17 protein-coding genes are annotated in these 21,317 nt (G+C 74.7%); 5 read left to right on the forward strand and 12 right to left on the reverse strand.

Annotation, left to right across the window (positions count from 1 at the left end; genetic code table 11):
• The first annotated feature begins 55 nt into the window (after positions 1–55).
• The gene (locus tag C892_RS0113140; protein WP_017557592.1) at positions 56–2,317 is read left to right on the forward strand and encodes an MMPL family transporter; all 2,262 of its coding nucleotides are present in this window, start codon (positions 56–58) and stop codon (positions 2,315–2,317) included.
• 42 nt (positions 2,318–2,359) lie between these two features.
• Here the strand turns inward: C892_RS0113140 and C892_RS0113145 are convergent, their stop codons facing one another.
• The 6 genes from C892_RS0113145 to C892_RS0113170 form a co-directional block, all read right to left on the reverse strand.
• Positions 2,360–2,926, reverse strand: a complete 567-nt coding sequence (locus tag C892_RS0113145) for a hypothetical protein (protein WP_017557593.1) — start codon at positions 2,924–2,926, stop codon at positions 2,360–2,362.
• A gap of 536 nt (positions 2,927–3,462) precedes the next feature.
• Positions 3,463–5,556, reverse strand: coding sequence for a 3-hydroxyacyl-CoA dehydrogenase NAD-binding domain-containing protein (locus C892_RS0113150; RefSeq protein ID WP_017557594.1), 2,094 nt, complete (start codon positions 5,554–5,556; stop codon positions 3,463–3,465).
• Positions 5,553–6,755, reverse strand: a complete 1,203-nt coding sequence (locus C892_RS0113155; RefSeq protein WP_017557595.1) for a thiolase family protein — start codon at positions 6,753–6,755, stop codon at positions 5,553–5,555. The genes C892_RS0113150 and C892_RS0113155 overlap by 4 nt, the downstream gene beginning before the upstream one ends.
• Positions 6,756–7,129: 374 nt before the next feature.
• On the reverse strand, positions 7,130–8,023 hold the full coding sequence (locus C892_RS0113160; RefSeq protein ID WP_017557596.1) for a tetratricopeptide repeat protein: 894 nt from the start codon (positions 8,021–8,023) through the stop codon (positions 7,130–7,132).
• 866 nt (positions 8,024–8,889) lie between these two features.
• Complete coding sequence (locus tag C892_RS0113165) at positions 8,890–10,194, reverse strand: HRDC domain-containing protein (RefSeq protein WP_017557597.1); 1,305 nt, start codon at positions 10,192–10,194, stop codon at positions 8,890–8,892.
• Between the two features lie 176 nt (positions 10,195–10,370).
• Positions 10,371–10,955: a DUF3000 domain-containing protein gene (locus C892_RS0113170; protein WP_026124333.1), complete on the reverse strand. Its 585-nt coding sequence runs from the start codon at positions 10,953–10,955 to the stop codon at positions 10,371–10,373.
• A gap of 310 nt (positions 10,956–11,265) precedes the next feature.
• On the opposite strand from C892_RS0113170, the gene hemE reads away from it, so the two are divergent.
• Positions 11,266–12,297: a uroporphyrinogen decarboxylase gene (hemE, locus tag C892_RS0113175; RefSeq protein WP_083934366.1), complete on the forward strand. Its 1,032-nt coding sequence runs from the start codon at positions 11,266–11,268 to the stop codon at positions 12,295–12,297.
• 181 nt (positions 12,298–12,478) lie between these two features.
• Here hemE and C892_RS0113180 read toward each other — a convergent pair whose 3' ends face one another.
• Positions 12,479–13,567: a DUF4349 domain-containing protein gene (locus C892_RS0113180; RefSeq protein ID WP_017557600.1), complete on the reverse strand. Its 1,089-nt coding sequence runs from the start codon at positions 13,565–13,567 to the stop codon at positions 12,479–12,481.
• A 253-nt stretch (positions 13,568–13,820) separates the two neighbouring features.
• Between C892_RS0113180 and hemG the strand changes: the two genes are divergently transcribed.
• Positions 13,821–15,245: a protoporphyrinogen oxidase gene (gene hemG, locus C892_RS0113185; protein WP_239647382.1), complete on the forward strand. Its 1,425-nt coding sequence runs from the start codon at positions 13,821–13,823 to the stop codon at positions 15,243–15,245.
• Between the two features lie 68 nt (positions 15,246–15,313).
• Positions 15,314–16,018: a hydrogen peroxide-dependent heme synthase gene (gene hemQ, locus C892_RS0113190; RefSeq protein ID WP_017557602.1), complete on the forward strand. Its 705-nt coding sequence runs from the start codon at positions 15,314–15,316 to the stop codon at positions 16,016–16,018.
• A gap of 117 nt (positions 16,019–16,135) precedes the next feature.
• On the opposite strand, the gene pssA is transcribed toward hemQ, so the two are convergent.
• The 3 genes from pssA to msrB all read right to left on the reverse strand — a co-directional run bounded on the left by pssA (position 16,136) and on the right by msrB (position 18,219).
• A complete protein-coding gene (gene pssA / locus C892_RS0113195) occupies positions 16,136–16,978 on the reverse strand; it encodes a CDP-diacylglycerol--serine O-phosphatidyltransferase (protein ID WP_017557603.1) in 843 nt (280 codons plus the stop codon).
• Positions 16,965–17,624, reverse strand: a complete 660-nt coding sequence (locus C892_RS0113200; protein ID WP_017557604.1) for a phosphatidylserine decarboxylase — start codon at positions 17,622–17,624, stop codon at positions 16,965–16,967. Before C892_RS0113200 ends, pssA begins: the two co-directional genes overlap by 14 nt.
• A gap of 142 nt (positions 17,625–17,766) precedes the next feature.
• Positions 17,767–18,219, reverse strand: coding sequence for a peptide-methionine (R)-S-oxide reductase MsrB (gene msrB / locus C892_RS0113205; protein ID WP_017541222.1), 453 nt, complete (start codon positions 18,217–18,219; stop codon positions 17,767–17,769).
• A gap of 568 nt (positions 18,220–18,787) precedes the next feature.
• Between msrB and C892_RS0113210 the strand changes: the two genes are divergently transcribed.
• On the forward strand, positions 18,788–19,273 hold the full coding sequence (locus C892_RS0113210; protein WP_017541221.1) for a hypothetical protein: 486 nt from the start codon (positions 18,788–18,790) through the stop codon (positions 19,271–19,273).
• A 202-nt stretch (positions 19,274–19,475) separates the two neighbouring features.
• Here C892_RS0113210 and C892_RS0113215 read toward each other — a convergent pair whose 3' ends face one another.
• Entirely contained in the window at positions 19,476–20,234 is a 759-nt protein-coding gene (locus tag C892_RS0113215; RefSeq protein ID WP_017557605.1) for a GntR family transcriptional regulator, read from the reverse strand.
• Between the two features lie 326 nt (positions 20,235–20,560).
• Positions 20,561–21,310: a pyrimidine reductase family protein gene (locus C892_RS0113220; RefSeq protein ID WP_017557606.1), complete on the reverse strand. Its 750-nt coding sequence runs from the start codon at positions 21,308–21,310 to the stop codon at positions 20,561–20,563.
• Positions 21,311–21,317 lie beyond the last annotated feature (7 nt).

The following is a 21,317-nucleotide window of genomic DNA, read 5'->3' on the forward strand; positions in this document are numbered from 1 at the left end:
GTAAAGCTTACGGTGTTCACCGGCATCTCACGTTAACAGCAAGCCGAGGTCGTCCATGTTCTCAGCGCTGGGGCGTTTCACCTACCGGGGCCGCGTGTGGGTCCTGGCCGTCACCGTCGTGCTCGCCGTCGCGGCCGGGGTGTGGGGAGGCGGGCTCTTCGGCGCCGTCAGCGACGGCGGCTTCCAGGACCCGGGGTCCGAGTCCGCCCGTGCCGCCGAGACCATCGAGCGCGAGCTGGGGCACGACGGGGTGGACGTGGTCGCGGTCGTCAGCAGCGAGGAGATCCGCTACGACAACCCCACCTTCGCCAACCTGATCACGCGCATGCGCGACGGCCTCCCCGAGGAGCAGGTCGCCTCCGCCACCACCTACCTCGACGACGGGCTCACCGACACCGAGCGCGGGATCCTGCTCGCCGAGGACGGCCACGCCACCTACGTGCCGATCACCATCGAGGGCTCCACCAAGGACGAGCGGATGGAGAACTTCAAGGAGATCGCCGACGAGATCAGCGCGGGCCCGCTCCAGGTGCGCCTGGGCGGCCCCCTGCCGGTCGAGCAGCAGATCTCCGAGCGCGCCGAGAGCGACGTGGTGCGCGCCGAGCTCGTCTCCCTGCCGCTGCTGCTGGCGCTGCTGGTGGTCATCTTCGGCGGCGTCGTCGCCGCGCTCACCCCGCTGGCCGTCGGCGGCCTGGCCATCATCGGGTCCCTGGCCCTGCTGCGCGCGCTCACCCACGTGACCGAGGTGTCGGTGTTCGCGGTCAACGTCGCCACCCTCCTCGGCCTGGGGCTGGCCATCGACTACGGGCTGTTCATCGTCAGCCGCTTCCGGGAGGAGGCGGCCGCCGGGCGACCGATCGCCGAGGCCGTGCCGCGCACGCTGTCCAGCGCAGGGCGCACCGTCGCCTTCTCCGGCGTCACGGTGCTCATCGCCTTCGCCGGGCTGCTGTTCTTCCCCCAGCCGGTGCTGCGCTCCATCGGCCTGGGCGGCATCGCGGTCGTGCTGTTCGACCTGGTCGCCGCGCTGGTGGTGCTGCCCGCGCTGCTCGCCGTGGTGGGGCGGCGCATCGACGCGCTCCCGGTGTTCGGCCGGGTGCGGCGCCGCCGCGCCCTGGGCGCCACCGCCGCGGCCGCCGCGGGGGCCGAGCACGCCGCCCGGGCGGCCGCCGCCGGGGGCGGGTGGGCCCGACTGGCGCACAGCGTCATGCGGCGGCCGGTGCTCTACCTGGTCGCGGTGGGCGGGGTGCTGATCGCCTTCGCCTCGGCGCTGGCCTCCACCCACGTCGGCTCCACCGACCAGCGGTACCTGCCCGCGGGCGCCGAGGGGCGGGTCGTCAGCGAGAAGCTGTCGGAGGAGTTCCCGGCCGGCGACGTGGCCACCGCGGACGTGGCCGTGACCGGCGACCTGACGGGGGCGCAGGGCGAATCGGCCCTGGAGGCCTACACCGACCGCCTCGGAGAACTGGACGGGGTCGTCCGGGCGGAAGTGGAGCGCGTCGGCGACGGCGCGGCGCACGTGTCGGTGGCCTATGAGGGCGAGGTGGACGACCCCTCCACCCAGCGCCTGGTGGAGGAGCTGCGCGCCGAGCCCGGGCCCGAGGGCGCCGGGGAGGTCCTGGTGGGCGGCGTGGCCGCGCAGCAGAAGGACACGCTGGACGGCATCATCGAGGCCGTCCCCGCCACCCTGGGGTTCGTGGTGGCCGTGACGCTGGCGCTGCTGTTCATGGCCTTCGGGTCACTGGTCCTGCCGGTCAAGGCCGTGCTGATGGGCTTCCTTTCGCTGGGGGCCTCGCTGGGCGTGGTGATCTGGGGCTTCCAGGAGGGGCACCTGGCCGGCCTGCTCGGGTTCGACGCCGTCGGCACCATGGACCCCACCTACCTGGTGCTGATCCTGGTGGTCTCCTTCGGGCTGGCCATGGACTACGAGCTGTTCCTGCTCAGCCGGGTGCGCGAGGAGTACCTGCACACCGGCGACAACGCGCACTCGGTGGCGGTCGGGCTCCAGCGCACCGGCAGGATCATCACCAGCGCGGCGCTGCTGCTGGTGGTGGTGCTCGCCGCGATGGGCTCCTCGGCGCTGCTGTCGCTGAAGATCATCGGCATCGGGCTGGCGGTGGCCGTGGTCGTCGACGCCACCCTGGTGCGGGCGCTGCTCGTCCCGGCGACCATGCGGCTGCTGGGCACCGCCAACTGGTGGCTGCCGCGTCCGCTCCGGTGGCTGCACGACCGGATCGGCATCACCGAGGGCGGCGAGGAGGAGGCGGCCCCGGAGCGGACCGGCGCCCCGGCGGAGCCGTCGGCCCGGACGGGCGGCTGACCGGGCCCGCGGGACCCGGCCGCCGGGGGCCCACCGCGCCGCTCACCGCCCTCCGGGCCGGCCGGCGGGCGAGGGGCGGCGGTCGGTGAAGGGAAGGTCCGGCCTGCGGCGGCGGGCCTCGGCGACGACCTCCTCGACGGTGCGGTCCCAGCTCGGCCGGATCCGCACGGCCGGCTCGGGGTGCCACGGGGAGGGCGGCAGCTCCGGAGGCTCCTGGCCGGTCAGGAAGACCAGGTAGTGCAGGTGGACGGTGCCGCCGCGGTGGTGCAGCGGCTTCGTGCAGGCGTGGATCCCGGTGACCTGGTCCCAGGGGATCACCAGGTCGTCGTCGGAGGAGCGCGGCCAGGGCGCGGGGAACCGGGCCCCCTCGGCGTCCAGCAGCAGGACCGGGCGGCGCGACAGGTGGCGGGAGGCGGCCAGCAGCCCGCCGCCGCCGAAGAGCACGATCGCCAGCACGCCCATGGCGATGTCGAGGGCGCCGCCCTTGGCGACCAGCGCGGCCCCGATGCCGGTGAACACGGCGCACGCCACGGCCAGCCAGGCCCCCTCCCAGGTGACCCGGAGCCGATTGGCGACCGCGAAGGCGGCGCCGCCGTCGTCGGCGTTCATACCTCCAGGGTAGGCGGTCGCCCGGCGAACGCCGGGAAGGCGGTGACCCACGGCGCGTACGCGCCCCCGTGGGCGCCATGCGGCGCACGGGGCCGAGGGGAGCCCTCACCCGGTGCCCCGCAGGGCGTTCCGTGCCACCGGGTGGGGAGCCGGCCGGGTGTTCCTGTACGGGGTGGTGCGGGGCGGTGGCGCTTCCGGCCGCGCAGGTTCGCGGGGTCGGCCTTGAGAGCGGGGGCTGCCGGTATCCGGGTGCCCGGCCCGAAGAGGCCTGTGATCGCCCGACGGCCGAAGGGAGCCCTTCCAGAGCGGCCATGGGTGCGGGGCTCGCCCCCGTCCCGCAGGCGCCGTCCCGCCGGGTACGAAAAGGCGCAGACCGGCCGGAGCGGCACGGGGGAGCGGGAACCGCGCGGGGACGGTGAGACAGGTCGTGGGGAGGGGCAGGGCCCTGCCGGTCCCGGAACGGGCTCCGCCCTGTGCCGGGGTGTCGGCACAGGGCGGAGCGTGCGGCCCTCTTCGAGGCGGGGCCGGGCCGGTCCCTACAGGGCCTTGTAGCCCTCGGGGTGGAACTTCGCGCCGTTGACGCGCTCGGAGACGCCGCTGAAGTCGAGGTACGGCGTGATGCCGCCCAGGTGGAACGGCCAGCCCGCGCCGGTGATCAGGCACAGGTCGATGTCGGCCGCCTCGGCGACGACGCCCTCGTCCAGCATGATCCGGATCTCCTTGGCCAGCGCCTCCAGCGCCCGGTCCAGGATCTCCTGCTCAGAGGAGGCCTTGCCGCCGCCGCTGAACAGCTCCTTGACCTCCGGGTCGATCTGGAAGTCGGCGCCGAAGACCTGCGTCTTGCCCGCTTCGACCATGCGCCGGTGCTGCTCGGAGACGCTGAAGCGGTCGGGGAAGGCCGTGGCCAGGGTCTCCGACACGTGCAGCGCGACCGCCGGGCCGACCAGCTGGAGCAGCAGCAGCGGCGACATGGGCAGGCCCAGCGGCGCCACCGCGCGGTCGGCGGTCTCGGGCTCGGTGCCCTCCTCCACGGCGCCCAGCACCTCGCCCATGAACAGGGTGAGCAGCCGGTTCACCACGAAGGCCGGGGCGTCCTTGCACAGCACCGCGGTCTTCTTGAGCTTCTTGGCGGTGGCGAAGGCCGTGGCCAGCGCGGCCTCGTCGGTCTTCTCGCCGCGCACCAGCTCCAGCAGCGGCAGGACCGCCACCGGGTTGAAGAAGTGGAAGCCCACGACCCGCTCGGGGTGCTCGAGCCCGCTGGCCATCTCGGTGACCGAGAGCGAGGAGGTGTTGGTCGCCAGGATCGCCTCGGGGGAGACCACGGCCTCCACCTCGGCGAAGACCTGCTGCTTGACCTCCATCTTCTCGAAGACGGCCTCGATGACGAAGTCGGCGTCGGCGAAGGCGTCCTTGGTCAGCGAACCGGTCACCTGGGCCTTGAGGCGGTTGGCCCTGTCCTGGCCGATCCTGCCCTTGGCCAGCAGCTTGTCGACCTCGCCGTGGACGTAGTCCACGCCCTTGTCCAGGCGCTCCCGGTCCAGGTCGGTCAGCACGACCGGCACGTCCAGGCGGCGGGCGAACAGCAGCGCCAGCTGCCCGGCCATCAGCCCGGCGCCGACCACGCCGACCTTGTTCACCTTGCGGGCCAGCGACTTGTCCGGGGCTCCGGCGGGCCGCTTGGCGCGCTTCTGCACGAGGTCGAAGGCGTACAGCCCGGCCTTGAGCTCGTCGGTCATGATCAGGTCGGCCAGCGCGTCGTCCTCGGCGGCGAAGCCCTCGTCGCGGGTGCGCTCCTTGGCGGCGGCGACCAGGTCCAGCGCGCGCACGGGGGCCGGGGCCGCGCCGTGCAGCTTGCCCTCGACCAGGAACCGGGCGTTGTTCACCGCTTGGTCCCAGGCCTCGCCCTGGTCGACCTCGGGCCGCTCGACGGTGATGTCGCCCTTGACGACCTTGGCCGCCCAGCGCAGCGACTCCTCGACGAAGTCGGCGGGCTCGAACATCGCGTCGGCGATGCCCAGCTCCCGCACCTGCGGGCCCTTGATCATCTTGTTCTGGTTCAGCGGGTTCTCGATGATCAGCTTGAGCGCCTTCTCCGCGCCGATCAGGTGCGGCAGCAGGTAGGTGCCGCCCCAGCCGGGGACCAGGCCCAGGAACGCCTCGGGCAGCGCGAAGGCCGGGACGCCCGAGGAGACGGTGCGGTAGCGGCAGTGCAGCGCCGCCTCGACACCGCCGCCCATCGCCGCGCCGTTGACGAAGGCGAAGGTGGGCACGTCCAGCTCGCCCAGCCGGCGGAGGACGTCGTGGCCCAGCTTGCCGATGGCGTGCGCCTGGTCGCGGTTCTCCAGCAGCGGCACGCCGGTCAGGTCGGCGCCGACCGCGAAGATGAACGGCTTGCCGGTGATCGCCACCGCGGCGATGTCGGTGCGCGCCGCCGCGGCGTCGATGGCCTCGTTCAGGCTCAGCAGGCCGCCCGGGCCGAAGGTGTTGGGCTTGGTGTGGTCGTGGCCGTTGTCCAGGGTGATCAGGACGGCGGTGCCGGCACCGTAGGGGAGTTCGACGTCGCGAGACAGGGCCTTGGTGACGACCTCGTCGGCGAAGAGCTCCCGCGCCTGCTCGATCGGGCTGCTCACTTGGCGTTTCCTTCCCAGTTCGTGTTCTCCCACAGCACGGTCCCGCCCATGCCCATGCCGACGCACATGGTGGTCAGGCCGTAGCGGACCTCGGGGTGCTCGGCGAAGAGCCGGGACAGCTGCATCATCAGCCGCACACCCGACGAGGCCAGCGGGTGCCCCAGGGCGATCGCGCCGCCCCACGGGTTGACCCGGGCGTCGTCGTCGGCGATGCCGAAGTGCTCCAGGAACGCCAGCACCTGGACGGCGAAGGCCTCGTTGATCTCGATGAGGCCGATGTCGTCCATGCTCATGCCCTGCCGGGCGAGCAGCTTCTCGGTAGCCGGGACCGGGCCCACGCCCATGACCTCGGGCTCCACACCGGCGAAGGAGAAGTCCACCAGCCGCATGCGGGCGTCCAGGCCCATCTCGGCGGCGACGTCCTCGGCGGCCAGGATGGCGCCGGTGGCGCCGTCGTTCAGGCCGGCGGCGTTGCCCGGGGTCACGTTGCCGTGCGCGCGGAACGGCGTCTTGAGCTTGGCCAGGTCCTCCATGGAGGTGCCCGCCCGCGGGGGCTCGTCGGCGCTGGCCAGGCCGAAGCCCTGCTCGGCCGAGCGCACCAGGGTCTCGACCAGGTCCTGCTGGATCTTGCCCTCGGCGTAGGCCTTGGCGACCTTGTCCTGGCTGCGCACCGCGTAGGCGTCGGCGCGCTCCTTGGTGATGGAGGGGAAGCGGTCGTGCAGGTTCTCCGCGGTGTTGCCCATGACCAGGGCGGAGGGGTCCACCAGCTTCTCGGACAGGAAGCGCGGGTTCGGGTCGACGCCCTCGCCCATGGGGTGGCGGCCCATGTGCTCGACGCCGCCGGCGATGACGACGTCGTAGGCGCCGAAGGAGATCCCGGCGCCGGCGGTGGTGGCCGCGGTGAGCGCACCGGCGCACATGCGGTCGATGGCGTAGCCGGGGACGCTGCGGGGCAGCCCGGCGAGGAGGGCCGCGCTGCGGCCGATGGTCAGCCCCTGGTCGCCGATCTGGGTGGTGGCGGCGATCGCGACCTCGTCGACGCGCTCCGGCGGCAGCTGGGGATTGCGGCGCAGAAGTTCCCGGATGACGCGGACGACGAGGTCATCGGCGCGCGTCTCGGCGTAGAGGCCCTTGCCGGCCTTGCCGAACGGGGTCCTGGCCCCGTCGACAAACACGACATCGCGGGCGGTTCGCGGCACGATTGCCCCTCCTTCACAACCTGATGAGTGGTTTTCTCCTCACATGCTACTCGTCGGTAACTAGTGCCGCGAGCAACGGGGGCGCGCCGCGCGCAACACACTGCCGCACAGGCGCTCCCGGCGTGGCCCGCCGGGCCGGGAGGGGGCGGCGGGCCGGGTGGGAACAGGGAGGCCGCGCGCGCGGTCCGCCGGGGTGTGCCGGGCGTGTTCCCGGGGTCCTCGGGGAGTTCCCTTCGCGTAGCGGTCGTGCCGGCCCCTGCGGCGTCCGTACGGGGGCGGGACGAAAGAGCGCCCGCCCGGCCGGGGGCCGGGCGGGCGCGTCGATCGGTGGGGCGGGACGCGCGGCTCTCGGGGCGCGGTCCTGGGAACAGGACTCAGAACAGGGAGGCGGCCTCGCGGTGGCGGCCGGCGGCGCTGTAGGCGCCGGCGAGGTCGCGCCGCATCTTGAAGGTGAGCATCCGGATCTCGGGGTCGCCGACGGCGGCGAGCCCGTTCCGGTAGGCCTCGAGCAGCGCGTCGATGGCCTCCCGGTCCATGCCGGCCTGGGTGTAGGCGCGGCCCAGCCGGTGGTGGATGACCAGGGTGTCGTAGTGGCGCGGGCCGAGCCGGCGCGAGCGCTGGGCGAGCACCAGGCGCAGCTGGCGGATCGACTCCGGGTAGCGGCCGGCCGCGCTGAGCGCCAGGCTCAGCCCGACGCGCAGCCGCTCCCGCTCGACCGGGTCGGCCGAGTCCTCGATCGCGCGCTCGTAGTGGGCGACCGCCGCCTCGTGCTCGCCGGACCGGCGCAGCGCGTCGGCCAGGCGCGTGCGCGCGTCGACGGTGTCCGAGGCCATCGGCCCCAGCCGCTCGTTGCGGTGGCGCAGCAGCACCTCCCACAGCTCGGCGGCCTGGGCGGGCCGGGCGCTGTCGGAGCAGATCCAGGCCAGGTTCTCCCGGATGACGTCGGTCTGCGGGTGCTCTTCGCCGAACACCTTGACCGCCTCTTCGAGCGTGCGCTCGAACTCCGCGCGGGCGGCCTCGCGGCGGCCGATCTGCGCGTACTTGCTGGCCAGGTTGTTGCGCGCGGCGATGCTGCGCGGGTCCTGCGCGCCGAGGCGCTGGACGTGGTCGTCCAGGGTGCGCTCCAGGGAGGCGACGCGCATGCCGGGGGTGCGCCCGGCCGCCTCGGCATCGACGGAGGGCGCGGGTTCCTGAGCCGGCACGGTCCTGCCGCCGCGGCGCATCAGGTTCCGCCACAGGGACACCAGGCCCACCTCCCGTTCGCGCACTTCGCAACCCTCACCGGAGGACGGCACGGGCACAGGACCGCCCGCACGCTTCACTCTCCGGTCTTTTCCGCCCCGCAACGACAACAGCACGATTCCATAACTTAATCCGGTTCGGCGGGGCCTGGAAGCCTCCACGACGGGGTAATCGGGTGTGAACTCTATCACTTATCGGCTTTTTAGGGGCGCAAGAGGTTTAAGGCCCGAATCGCCGTTTTTGTCGTCCTCTGGTGGAGGCGGGGCGAGGGAGTCGCGCGGCCCCCGTCCAGAAGGACGCCGGGCCCGACGAGCCCGCCACCGCCGGCCACCGGAGGAGGCTGCTCAGGCCCCGTACCCGAAGAGCCGCCGGGCACGCCCCGATCGGCCCACCCGTCCCGTCATGGGGCGGGTCGGCGAACGGCCCTGCCCGACCCTCGCCGCCTCGCCGTGCTCCTTCATGTTCCGCCGCGGCGCCCCGCCCGCGAACCGCGTCCCGTGGCACGGTGTCACGCCGTCCGTCCCGACGGGGGCGGGGGCGGGACGCCGCCCCCGGGACGGTGCGAGGCGTTGCGCGGCCGTGACCGTCCGTCGCCGGGCGGACTGCGGTCACCGGCAAGGGTGCGTACTGGGGCCGGTGCCCCCGGCGGCCGAGGCGGAAGGAGCCCGCACCGCTCGACACGGGAACGGTTCGCCCACAGGGCGGCGGCCGCCGGAGCCGGAGCCGCCTGGAGCGGCGGCGCCTTCATCGGCACAGGCCGCCACGGCGCCACCCCGGGAGGAGCCCGCCGATCCGCCGATCCGCCGATCCGCCGATACGCCCCCGCCGAGCGGCCTTCAGGCGCCCCGTACGGGAGCCGGCGGTGGCGTCCGCCGCTCCGGGGCCGCCTCCGTCACTTCGCCTCGGTCTCCGCCCCGCCTCGGGCGTCGGACCGGGCCACGGCCTCGGCCAGGGGTTCGGCCGTCAGACCCAGCTGCCACTCGCGCGCTCCGTTGCCGCGCAGGTGCTCGGCCACGGTCTCGGCGTCGATGCGCTCCGGCGGGGACCAAGCCAGCCGACGCACCGAGTCGGGCTGCAGCAGGTTCTCGGCGGGCATGACCACCTCCTCGGCGATCCGCGACACCGCGGCGCGGGCGGCCTCCAGGCGGCGGGCCGCCTCCGGGTCGCGGTCGTGCCAGCGGTTGGTCGGCGGCGGGCCGTCCCCCGGGGCACTGGGCTGCGGAAGCTCCTCGGGACGCATGTCGCGGGCGCGGTTGACCGCCTTGATCCACTGGGGGACGTAGCGGCGGGCCAGGCGCACCGAGAACGGCTTGAGGGCGCCCAGCTCCTGGGCGCTGCGCGGCATGGCGGTGGCGGCCTCGACGATCGCCGCGTCGGGGAGCACCCGGCCCGGGGAGAGGTCGCGCTCACGGGCGATGCGGTCGCGCTCCAGCCACAGTTCGCGGACCACGCCGAGCGCGCGCTGGTTGCGCACCCGGTGGATGCCGGAGGTACGCCGCCAGGGGTCGGGGCGCGGCTCCTTGGGCGGGGCGGCCAGGACGGCGGCGAACTCCTCCCGGGCCCACTCCAGCTTGCCCGCCTCCCGCAGCTCCGCCTCCAGGGCGTCGCGCAGGTCGACCAGGACCTCCACGTCCAGGGCGGCATAGGTCAGCCAGTCCTCCGGCAGGGGGCGCACCGACCAGTCGACGGCCGAGTGCTCCTTGGCCAGGCGCAGGCCCAGCACCCGCTCGACCATCGACCCCAGGCCCACCTTCTGGTAGCCCAGCAGGCGGCCGGCGAGCTCGGTGTCGAACAGCGAGGAGGGGCGCAGGTCGACCTCGGTCAGGCAGGGCAGGTCCTGGTGGGCCGCGTGCAGCACCATCTCGGTGCCTTCCAGCGCCTCGCTCAGCTCGGCGAGCTCGGGGCAGGCGACCGGGTCGATGAGCGCCGACCCCGCCCCCTCGCGGCGCAGCTGCACCAGATAGGCGCGCTGGCCGTAGCGGTACCCCGAGGCGCGCTCGGCGTCCACCGCGACCGGTCCGCTGCCCTGGGCGAACGCCGCCACCGTGGCACGCAGCGCCGCGCCGTCGGCGACGACCGCGGGAAGCCCCTCCCTCGGCGTGCGCAGCAGCGGGGCGCGGTCCGCGCTCTGGTCCTGCGCCTGCGTCGATCCGTCCGGTTCGGGAGCACCTGTCGTTGAATTCAGCACGTTCGCCACAGCACTACGGTATGCGCTTCCGAGAGCGAAGCCGTGTCGGGAGTGCGGCCGGTGCGGGGCGCCGGGGGCCGGGAAGCGCCGTCCCCGAGGGCCTGCGGCGCCGCGGTGGAAACGGGCGAAACGCCACGTCGGGGCCTGTTCGGGAGGCGTCGGGCGGGCGCGGCGGAGCGGTCCGTTCAGCCCTCCGAGGGCGCGCGCCGGGAGGACAGGTCGGCCACGTCCGCCGGCGGGAGGCCGGAGGCGGCCGAGAGCAGGGCGAGCCAGGCGGCCATGTCCCCGGACAGGTCCTCGCCCTCCGGGGACCACGATGCGCGCAGCTCCAGCTCCGTGCTGAGCCCTTGGTCGGCCTTGGCGGCGAAACCCTCCGTGGTCGCGCGGGTCACCGTCCCGCTGAGCAGGCGGTGGTCGGCGCCGCACGCCTCCAGGGCGTCGGTGAGCCAGCTCCAGGCCACCTGCCCCAGCAGCGGGTCCGCGGCGATCTCGCTCTCCACCTCCGAGCTGACGTAGGCCACCACCCGGAAGGGGCCCGGCCAGTCACGGGTGCCGTCGGGGTCGTAGAGCACGATGAGGCGGCCCAGGGCGGGCTCGTCGCCGCCCTCGGCGGTCACCCGGGCCGACAGAGCGGTCGCGTGCGGGGCCAGGCGGCGGGGGGCGGGGATCTCCTCCACCGTGATCTCGGGGCGGACCGCGGCGGAGTGCAGGCTCTCCACGGCGCGGCGGAACACGGGCGGCGCGTCGTCGACCCTACCGAGAGGGGGCATGATGGAAACGTCTGCCTTAATCATGGTCGTTGGGGAACAGCCGGCGCGCGGACCGGCGAGCCGGGGGGCGATCGCGGCGCGTGACGGGACCAGCCACCCGCCCACGGTGGCACGAGTCACCTCGTACGGCGCGGAGATTCCCCGGCGTGTCGGGGTTTCGTGATGATCTTGGAATCCGCGGTGCGACGGATTCGTTACCCCGATGATCCTGTCGCGGACGCCGTGGTCACCCTGCGTGTCGGCCGGGGGCGGCCGTGCCGATCGCCCGGGTCGGGTCACGGCGGTGCCCGGTGCGTGGCACGATCGGGGTGTGACGCTCCAAGACTCTCCTTTCCTCCGCGCCTGCCGGCGCCTCCCGGTGGACCGCACGCCGGTGTGGTACATGCGCCAGGCCGGGCGCTCGCTGCCCGAGTACCGCAGGGTCCGGGCCGACGTCCCGATGCTGGAGGCGTGCGCCCGCCCCGACATGATCGTCGAGATCACCATGCAGCCGGTGCGGCGACACGGCGTGGACGCGGCGATCTACTTCAGCGACATCGTGGTGCCGCTCAAGGCGATCGGCCTGGACCTGGACATCAAGTCCGGGGTGGGGCCGGTCGTGGCCGACCCGATCCGCGACGCCGACGGGATCAAGCGCCTGCGCGAGCTGAGCCCCGACGACGTGCCGTTCGTCACCGAGGCGGTGGGCACGCTGGTCGGCGAGCTCGGCACCACCCCGCTGATCGGTTTCGCGGGGGCGCCGTTCACCCTGGCCTCCTACCTGATCGAGGGCGGGCCGTCCAAGAACCACGAGCGCACCAAGGCGCTCATGTACGGCGAGCCCGAGCTGTGGAACGACCTGATGCGCCGCCTGTCCGAGATCACCCTGGAGTTCCTCAAGGTGCAGATCGCGGCCGGCGCCGGCGCGGTGCAGCTGTTCGACTCCTGGGTGGGCGCGCTGAGCGCCGAGGACTACCGGACGTCGGTGCTGCCGCACACCTCCTGGATCTTCGAGCGGCTCGGCGAACTGGACGTGCCGCGGATCCACTTCGGGGTGGGCACCGGTGAGCTGCTGAGCCTGCTGAGCGAGGCCGGGGCCGACGTGGTCGGCGTGGACTGGCGGGTGCCGCTGGACAAGGCCGCCCAGCGGGTGCAGCCGGCCACCGCGCTGCAGGGCAACCTGGACCCGGCGGCGCTGTTCGCCCCGTGGGAGGTGGTCGCCGAGCGCGCCGGTGACGTGCTGTCGCGCGGCCGCGCGGCCGAGGGCCACATCTTCAACCTGGGCCACGGCGTGCTCCCCGACACGGACCCGGACATGCTCACCCGCCTGACCGAGTTCGTGCACGAGGAGTCGCAGACCTGATCCGTCCGCGGACACGCGTCGACTCCCCGCGGGGGCGGCCGGACGGCCGCCCCCGCGTGCTTTCCGGAGGCCGCCGAGGCGAACCGCCCGGCAGCGCGGTCGGCTCCCCAGCGCGCGGCGGGGGCGCTGTCGTGCCCCGGGACCGGCCCGGCGGCACGGGGCCGCGCCGGGGGCGGCAGGGTCAGTCCTTCTCCTGTGCATCGTCCGCCGGCCGTTCGGGGGTGGCGGGGGCGTCCTCGCCTCCTTCAGGGGCGCCCTCCGTGCCCTTCCCGCCAGGCCCTCCGGGGGACCCGGACCCGCCGGGTACGCCGACCGCGGCCGTCCCGCGCTCCTTCTGCCCGTTCGGCTCGTCGCGGTCCCTGCGGCGGCTCCAGCGCCGGGGGACGGGCACGGCGGGTCGGCCCTGGCGCCTGCGCCACCAGGCCAACGGGGCCAGCACCACGGCCGCGGTCGCCAGGAACGGCAGCAGCCAGCCGGCCGCCACGGCGACCCCGTCGGCCAGCGCCATCAGTGCCTGCCACCCGTAGGCCAGGCCGCCGAGGAAGCCGATGGAGTCGTCCCCGGTGTCCGCCGGGCGCCCCGACGGGGCGTGCAGCTCCAGTTCCACCGTGCCGAAGGAGGTCGAATCGCTCAGTGCCTCCTGGCGGGCCTGCAGCGCCTCCAGTTCGGCCTGGCGGTCGGCGATCTCCGACTCCACCTTGAGCACGTCCTCGACCGTGTCGGCCTCGGCCAGTAGGTCGCGCAGCCGGTCCAGGGACGACTCGGCCGAGGCGACCCGGCTGTCGACGTCGGCGACCTCCCCGGTCACGTCCTCGGCCTCGCGCTCCAGCGCGGTGCGCGAGCCGAGGCCGCCCAGGTCCTCCAGCGCCGCGTCGTAGGCGTCCTGCGGAACCTTGAGGACCAGCCGCGCCGAGGGGGCGCGGGTCCCCGAGGGGGAGAACCGCTCCGAGGCCACGTGCCCGCCGGCGTCCGCCACCAGCTCCTTGGCCCGGGCGGAGGCCTCCTCGACATCGTCGGCCTCCACGGTCATCGTCGCCGTGTGCACCACCTGGCGCTCCGCCGGGTCGACGTCGAGGCCGTCGGCGCCCTGCCCGGCCTGCGCCCCCTCGCCGTCCCCGGCCTCCTCCGGCACGCCCGCGGCCGGCCCGCCGCCGTCGTCCGCGCCGCGCTCCCCGGGGCCGACCGCCCCGCGGCCGCCCGACTCGGTGGAGCCGGCACCGCACCCCGCCGCCAGGAGCGCCGCCAGCGCCACCGCCGACGGGGCCGCCACCGCACGGGGGAGTACCCGGGACGGCGCCCGGGCCGTGTTCGCCTCTCGGTCCGCGGATGTCGGTGCAGATTCGCTCATACGACTTCGACGTGGCCGTCGTCACACGGGTTGCCGGAGCGGGGTAACACCTCGGTCACGCCCCCGGCCTCCCCGGATCGCCCCAGGTCCGAAAGGGGAGGGGCGGCGCGACTGTGCGCCACGCTACGCCCGGGCCGGTCACCGGTGGCGCCTGTCATCTGGAAAGCTGGCAGACATGCAGACACGACCGCATGTCGCGGTGGTCGGAGGCGGGCTTTCCGGGCTCACCGCCGCCTACCGCCTCGCCCGCGGCGGAGCGGGCGTCACGCTGCTGGAGGCCGGGGAGCGCACGGGCGGAAAGCTGGAGTCCTCCCCGGTGGCGGGCGTCCCGGTGGACGCGGGCGCCGAGTCGGTCCTGGCGCGCCGCCCCGAGGCCCTGCGGCTCATCTCCGAGCTGGGCCTGGACGACCTCGTCGAGCACCCCGCGCCCGGCCCCGCGCGGATCTACAGCCGCGGGCGGCTGCGCGCCTTCCCGGCCGGCCAGGTCATGGGCGTCCCCGGCGACCTGCGCGCGCTGGCCCGCAGCGGCGTGCTGTCCTGGGGCGGCACCCTGCGCGCCGCCCTCGACCTGGTCCTGCCGCGCACCCCGGTCGGCGGCGACGTCCCCATCGGGGCCTACATCACCGCCCGCATGGGGTCCGAGGTCGTCGACCGGCTGGTGGAGCCCATGCTCGGCGGCGTGTACGCCGGGCGCACCGAACGGCTGTCGCTGGACTCGGCCCTGCCGCAGATCGCGCCGGTCGCCCGCACCGAGCGCTCCCTGGTCCGCGGCGTCGCGGCGCTGAAGCGGCGCCAGGCGGCGGCCGCCGGGGACGGCCCGCCCGCCCCGGTCTTCGCCACCCTGCGCGGCGGGCTGGCCGTGCTCGTGGACGCCCTGACCGAACAGGCCGAGAAGCACGGCGCCGACCTGCGCACCCGGACGCCGGTGCGGGAGCTGCGGCCCGCCCCTGAGAGCGGCTGGGTCCTGGACGCCGACGGCGCCGGGCGGGTCGCCGCCGACGCGGTGGTGCTGGCCTGCCCGGCCCCCGCCGCCTCCCGGCTGCTCTCCGGCGCCGCTCCCGAGGCCGCCCGGGAGCTCGGCGGGATCGACTACGCGAGCATGGCCATCACCACCTTCGCCTTCCGCGCCGCCGACTTCCCGCCGGAGCTGAACGGCAGCGGCTTCCTGGTCTCCCCCCGCGAGGGCCTGACCATCAAGGCCGCCACCTTCAGCAGCCTCAAGTGGCCCTGGCTGAAGGAGGAGCTGGACCGGGAGCACCCCGGCCGGGACCTCGTCATCGTCCGCTGCTCCGTCGGCCGGGCCGGTGAGGAGCGCGTCCTGGAGCGCGGCGACGGCGAGCTGGCCGAGGCCGCCCTGGCCGACCTGCGCACCGTGTGCGGACTGCGGGGCGAGCCCCTGGAGCGGCGGGTCACCCGCTGGGAGGGCGGCCTTCCCCAGTACGACACCGGACACGCGGCGCGCGTGCGCCGCGCCCGCGCCGCCCTGGCGGCGGCGCCCCCGCTGGCGCTGTGCGGGGCCGCCTACGACGGCGTCGGCATCCCCACCTGCATCGCGAGCGCCTCCGGCGCCGCGGAGGAGCTTTTGACCGCGGGCGGATGAGCCGCCCCGCGCGGCCGGGGCCGACCGCCCCGCCGCGCCCGTGCCCCAGACCGAGCGAGGAGCAGACAGTGAGCACCGACACCACCCGGACCGCCGCCGACCCCGAGGAGCTGAACCGGCTCATTCGCTACACCATGTGGTCGGTGTTCAAGGCCGGCGACCTGCAGGGCCTGGACCGGGCCGCGGCCGCCGGGGAGCTGACCGCCCTGTTCGAGGACGGCAAGAGCGGCGTCACCACCCGCGGCGCCTACGACCTGCAGGGCTTCCGCGCTGACGCGGACATGATGTTCTGGTGGATCGGCGATACCCCCGAGGCCGTCCAGGAGATGTACACCTCCTTCCGCCGCACCGCCCTGGGGCGCGCGAGCGAGCCGGTGTGGTCGGTGGTCGGGCTGCACCGCCCCGCCGAGTTCAACCGCGGCCACGTGCCGGCCTTCCTGGCGGGCGAGGAGCCGCGCGACTACGTGTGCGTCTACCCGTTCGTGCGCTCCTACGAGTGGTACCTGCTGCCCGACGACGAGCGCCGCGCGATGCTCGCCGAGCACGGGCGCATGGCCGCCGGGTACGCCGACGTGCGGGCCAACACGGTCTCCACCTTCGCGCTCAGCGACTATGAGTGGATGCTCGCCTTCGAGGCCGAGGAGCTGCACCGCATCGTCGACCTGATGCGCCACCTGCGCGGCGCCGAGGCCCGCCGCCACACCCGCCTCGAGGTCCCCTTCTACACCGGCCGCCGCAAGTCCCCGGCCGAACTGGTGGAGGCCCTGGCCTGAGGGCCGTGCCCTGCCCGTCCGAGGGCGGCGCAGGCCCGGAAACGCGCGAGGGGCGCCGGAGTCCTCCTCCGGCGCCCCTCGCGCATGCGGCCCGTGCTCAGCTCGTGCGCGGGCGCCTCACCCCTCGCGGGCGGCGGGGACGGGACCGTCCCCGGGGTCCGTGCGGCCGGCGCGGCGGACCGTGACGACGTAGAACGGGATCGCCAGGATCAGCACCAGCACCAGGCCCGACCCCGAGTACAGCAGGGTGGACCCGGCCGGGGCGTTCATCGCCCAGGCCGCCAGGCACGCCACGCTGCCCAGGATCCAGGCCAGCACCACGAACGCCAGCCGCCCCGTGGGCTTGGGGTACTCGATCCGGCTCACCATCAGCCAGGCCACCACCAGCACCGCCGCCGAGCCCACCAGGACCGGCGGGTCCAGCAGCACCACGGTGATCACCGCCATGGCGCCGAACGGGCTGGGCAGCCCGGTGAACGACGAGCACCCCGGGGTCTCGCAGGAGAACCGCGCCAGGCGCACCACGACCGCCAGCAGCACCGCGGCGGCCGCGGCGATCGGCAGCGGCCCCCCGTCGCCGGTGATCGTGCCCCAGGCCACCACGAAGAACGCCGGGGCGAAGCCGAAGCTGATCACGTCGGCCAGGTTGTCCAGCTCGGCCCCCATGCCGCTGCCGCCCAGCTTGCGGGCCACCCGTCCGTCGAAGAGGTCGCAGGCGGCGGCCAGGAGCAGCAGGACCACGGCGGTGGCCACCGCCCCGCGGTCCAGCGGGCCGTGGCCGCCGGCGGCGATGTGCGCCGACTGCGCGGCCGCCAGCTGCCAGACCGCCATGAACCCGCACAGGGCGTTGCCCAGGGTCAGGTAGTCGGCGAGCGCGAGCCGGGTGCGCGGTGCGGCCTCCCGCTCGGCGGGGGCCGCCGCGCGCGGGCGAGGCAGCAGGGCGCGGCTAGTCGCGGTCAAGGCGCGTCGCTCCCGCCCGGACCTTCTGCCCGACCTCCACCGCCGGGGCGACACCGGGCGGGAGGTAGACGTCGACGCGGGACCCGAAGCGGATGAGGCCGATCCTCTGCCCCTTCTCCGCCTTCTGCCCCTCAGTGAGATACGGGACGATACGCCTGACCATCGCCCCGGCGATTTGGACGACCGTGACCTCGCCGATCTCGGTGTCGAAGGTCCAGATGACGCGTTCATTACGCTCGCTGTCCTTGTCGAAGGCGGGGCGGAAGCCTCCGGGCCGGTGCTCGATCCGGGCGGCCACACCCGCGATGGGGGCACGGTTGACGTGCACGTTGAGGGGGTTCATGAAGACGGCGACGCGGATGCGGCCGTCGGACTGGACGTCGATGCTCTGCACCACGCCGTCGGCGGAGGAGACCAGGCGGCCTTCGGCGGGGGCCCGCTCGGGGTCGCGGAAGAACCAGGCCATGCCCGCGGCGAGGCCGACGGCGGGGACGGCGAGCGCGCGCGCCGCGCGCGAGCGGCGGGCCGCCAGGAGTGCGGCTCCGGCCGCCGCGCAGGCGGGGACCAGCCAGGGAGCCGACCCCTTGGCCATGCGCACGGGCACGGCGGGGCCGGGGGAGGGGGTGGGATCTGAGTCGTCGGTCATCGGATGCTTTCGTCGTGAAGCCTGGCGGCCGGCGAGCGTTGAGGGGCGGGCTCGCACGGCCGTTCGGGTGGCCCGGCAGGGCACCGTGGACGCCGGACGGGGGCCCACCGGGGCCCACCGCCGACACCCATAAGGGAGGATGCTATTCCACCGAGCCGTCCGCCTCCAGGGTGAGGGCAACTGAGTTGATGCAGTAACGGTCGTCGGTCGGCGTGGGATAACCCTCTCCGCTGAACACGTGACCGAGGTGGGAATCGCAGCGTGAGCAGCGAACCTCGGTACGTATCATGCCAAGGGAGCGGTCCTCGTGCAGCGTTACGGCGGAGCTGTCGGCCGGGTCGAAGAAGCTGGGCCAGCCGCAGTGTGAGTCGAACTTCTCATCGGAACGGAAGAGCTCGGCGCCGCAGGCCCTGCACCGGTAGACGCCCTTCGCCCCGGCGGAGACGTACTCGCCGCTCCACGGGCGCTCGGTGGCGCCCTGGCGCAGCACCGCGAACGCCTCGGGGTCGAGCAGGCTCCGCCACTCCTCCTCGCTCTTGCGGACCGGCGCCCCTGTCCGCTCCGCGTCCTTGCCGTCCATGGCTTCCTCATCCATAGGGGTGACGCTACCTCGGACGGGCCGGGAAGCGCGCTTCACCTGGTCCTGCGGGGCGTCGGGGCAGGTGGGGGCGGGGCGCCCCGCCGCGCGCGTCCCGCCTCCCGGCGCCCGTGCGCGCCTCTCCCGTGCGCGCGGCCGCCCCTCAGAGGCCCGTGAAGCGGTCGGGGTCCTCCGGTCCGGGCCGCAGCCCGGCTCCCGGCATTCCAGGCGCGCGGGGGGCGGCTCGTCGCCGTTCCGGCGGCGGTCGTCGGTGCGGGCGGCCGAGGCGTCCGCCGTGCCCTGCGTCAATGCCGCGGGGCAGGCCGACTGTGGCCCCCGTGCCCCGCCCGTCGGCGGGCCGCCTCCCGCCCCGCGTTCCGGCGGCCCTGTGACCACGGCGGGCGCCCGCCGCGAGGCCGCCCCGCACCCCGGCGGACGACTCCGGCATAGGGAGTGAAGAGAGGAATCGGGCTGATCATTCGCGTTCTGCGCGTTCATCACGAACCACCTCGGGTACGTGCATTTTCAGGGTGTCGGAAACGGTGGGAGCGAACGATCCATGCTCGTTTCGTATCGCCGAGGGTTGATGACGCGAGGGCACCCGGCCGCCGCGGAGCGGCGGGCGACGGTGGGGGCGGTGCTCTACCTGCGCCTCCTCGCCGGCTACTGGGTGCGGACACAGGTCGATCAGTGCGCCGTGCGGGCCCGGCAGGGCGGGCGGCGCGTGCTCGAGGCGGTCGCGGTGGCGCGGCCGGGTTGGGAGGTGATCGCGCAGGCGGCGGCCGAGGTGCGCTGGGCCGTCGCGCTGACCGGTTCCATGGCGGCCGCCCGGGCCGACCGCATGCGGCCCCGCCCGCTGGGCGACCGCGGGCTGGCGGTGGCGATGGCGCTGACCGCGCTCGTCGGACTGGGGGTGGCCGCGCTCCTGGGGGTGGCCCTGGCCCACTGGGCCGACTCCGATCCGGGGGACCTGCTGCCGGCCTCCATCGGGGCGGTGGCCGTCGGGGTGCTGCTCCTGGCGCTGCTCTACGTGGTGCTGGCGGAGAAGTCGGACCGGCCGCCGCCGGACTGAGCCCGGCCGGGCCGCAGAGAACGACGCGGGCCGGGGCCGTCCTCCCCGGCCCGTCGCCGTACCGCTTCGGCCTGCCGTTGGAGAACCGAAGGGCGTTCTCTAGAGAGAACTACCCACAACCGGCGGCGGAACCCCACGGGATCGCCCGGAATCCCCGGAAGGGCGGGGATTCCGGGCGATCCCGCGTGCGGTGGGGGGAGGCTCACGCCTCGAAGTCGTACTGCAGGACGTAGGCCGACCCGTCGAGGGTCATCTCGTTGAGCTCCACCGCGACGCGGTCGTCGGTGAGCGCGGTCCGCAGCACGTCCAGAACAGGGGTTCCGGCGCTCAGGCTGAGCGCCTCGATCTCGGCGGGGGTGGGCATGCGGACCCGGATCTCCTCGGTGAAGTGCGCCGGGGCGTGGCCGAGTTCGGCCAGGCGCGCATAGATCCCGCCGGGCCCGGTGTCGACCTCGGCGATGGCGGTGCCGTGCACCAGTTCCCGGGGGAGGTAGGAGGTGGCCAGCTGCATGGGCCGCTCGTCCAGCCGGTAGCGGCGGCGCCGGCGCAGGACCGGGGCCTGGTCGGGGAGGGAGAGCGCGCGGGCCACGTGCGGCTGGGCCGGGACCTCGTCGATCTCCACGCTGTCGGTCTCGAAGGGGCGGTCGCCGGCGTCGGCCTGCCAGATCGCCCTGCCGTCGCCCCACAGTTCCCGGGAGAGGCGTTTGGGCCCGTGTCTGCGCAGGGGGCGGAAGGCGCGCACGTAGACGCCCGATCCGCGGATCGGGACCACGATGCCCTCGTTGATCAGCACCGACAGCGCCTGGCGGGCGGTCGCCCGGGCGACGCCGTAGCGCTTCATCAGGTCGTTCTCACCGGGGACGCGGTCGCCGTCGGAGAGCCGCCCTGAGGTGATCGCGGCCCGCAGCTCCTCGGCGATCTCCCGGTAGACGGGAGGGGGGTCGTTGTCGGACGTCGGCACTGTCTTCATCCTCTCGCCCGGAGTGCGTGCTTCCGCAGGGACGCGGGGACCTCTGGCGGATTGGTTGTGTTCTTACCCTTAATCCCCCTCCTACCCCGTCGTGCGAGGGGGCGGCCGGGAAGGGCGCTTCGCCCCTCCGCACAGGCGGTATGTCCGTGCCGGGGCCGATTCATGCACGGATGGGGTGCAGCCGAAACCGGCCATCCGCCCGCCCCGATCGCCGGGAGCGGGGCGGTGCCGGACGGCCGAAAGTGTTCGGGGCGTGCCCCGGGGTGCCCCGGGGCACGCCCCGGGGCACCTGGGGGCGGAGGGGCGGGCCGGGCGCCTCAGGCCCGGGTGTAGCGGGAGAAGAGCGTCCCCTCCGACTCCAGCAGGTGCCCCAGGCGCAGGTCGGCCGTGTGCGACGGGGCGTCGCCGGCGACGATGCGCGAGGCGGCCGGGCCCAGCAGGTGCGGACTGGTGGTCAGGCACACCTCGTCGACCAGCCCCGCGGCGGTGAACTCGGCCAGCAGGTGGGGGCCGCCCTCGCACAGGACCCGGTACAGCCCCCGCTCGGCCAGTGCGCGCACCACCGCGGCGGGCTCGACCGACCGGTCTCCGGCGACCACCACCTCGGCGCCGGCGTCCTTGGCCGCGCGCACCCGCCCCTCGGGGGCGTCGGCGGTGGTGAAGACCAGCGTGGGCGCGTCGCCGGGGGCCCCGGCCAGCAGGTCGGGGTGGACGTCCAGGGTGCGCGTGACCACCGCGACCGACGGCGTGTCCGGCCGCCCCTCGCGCAGCCGCCCCCACACCTCGCGCGGGCGCACCGGCCGGTAGCCCTCGATGCGCGCGGTGGCCGCCCCGGCCAGCACGACGTCGCACAGCCCCCGCAGAACCCCCATCACCCGGCGGTCCGCCGGCGAGGACAGCTCGGCGGTGCGGCCGCTGGGCCCCCAGGCGCCGCCGTCGGCGCTGGAGACCATGTTGCAGCGCACCCAGGGCCGGTCCAGGGCGGCGGGGTAGGCGTACAGGGCGGCCAGGTCGACCTGGGCCGACGGGGCGGGAAGCAGGGCGCGGAAGCGCGGGTCGGTGTCCATGCGGGCA

This window comes from Nocardiopsis baichengensis YIM 90130 (assembly GCF_000341205.1).
GTDB classification, from domain to species: Bacteria; Actinomycetota; Actinomycetes; order Streptosporangiales; family Streptosporangiaceae; genus Nocardiopsis_A; species Nocardiopsis_A halophila.

What these genes read in the sequence shown, in the direction of transcription:
- C892_RS0113140 (WP_017557592.1), top strand. Translation starts at nt 56, where the DNA reads ATGTTCTCAGCGCTGGGGCGTTTCACCTACCGGGGCCGCGTGTGGGTC.
- C892_RS0113145 (WP_017557593.1), bottom strand. Translation starts at nt 2,926, where the DNA reads ATGAACGCCGACGACGGCGGCGCCGCCTTCGCGGTCGCCAATCGGCTC.
- C892_RS0113170 (WP_026124333.1), bottom strand. Translation starts at nt 10,955, where the DNA reads ATGCCCCCTCTCGGTAGGGTCGACGACGCGCCGCCCGTGTTCCGCCGC.
- hemG (WP_239647382.1), top strand. Translation starts at nt 13,821, where the DNA reads ATGCAGACACGACCGCATGTCGCGGTGGTCGGAGGCGGGCTTTCCGGG.
- C892_RS0113200 (WP_017557604.1), bottom strand. Translation starts at nt 17,624, where the DNA reads ATGACCGACGACTCAGATCCCACCCCCTCCCCCGGCCCCGCCGTGCCC.
- msrB (WP_017541222.1), bottom strand. Translation starts at nt 18,219, where the DNA reads ATGGATGAGGAAGCCATGGACGGCAAGGACGCGGAGCGGACAGGGGCG.
- C892_RS0113210 (WP_017541221.1), top strand. Translation starts at nt 18,788, where the DNA reads ATGACGCGAGGGCACCCGGCCGCCGCGGAGCGGCGGGCGACGGTGGGG.
- C892_RS0113220 (WP_017557606.1), bottom strand. Translation starts at nt 21,310, where the DNA reads ATGGACACCGACCCGCGCTTCCGCGCCCTGCTTCCCGCCCCGTCGGCC.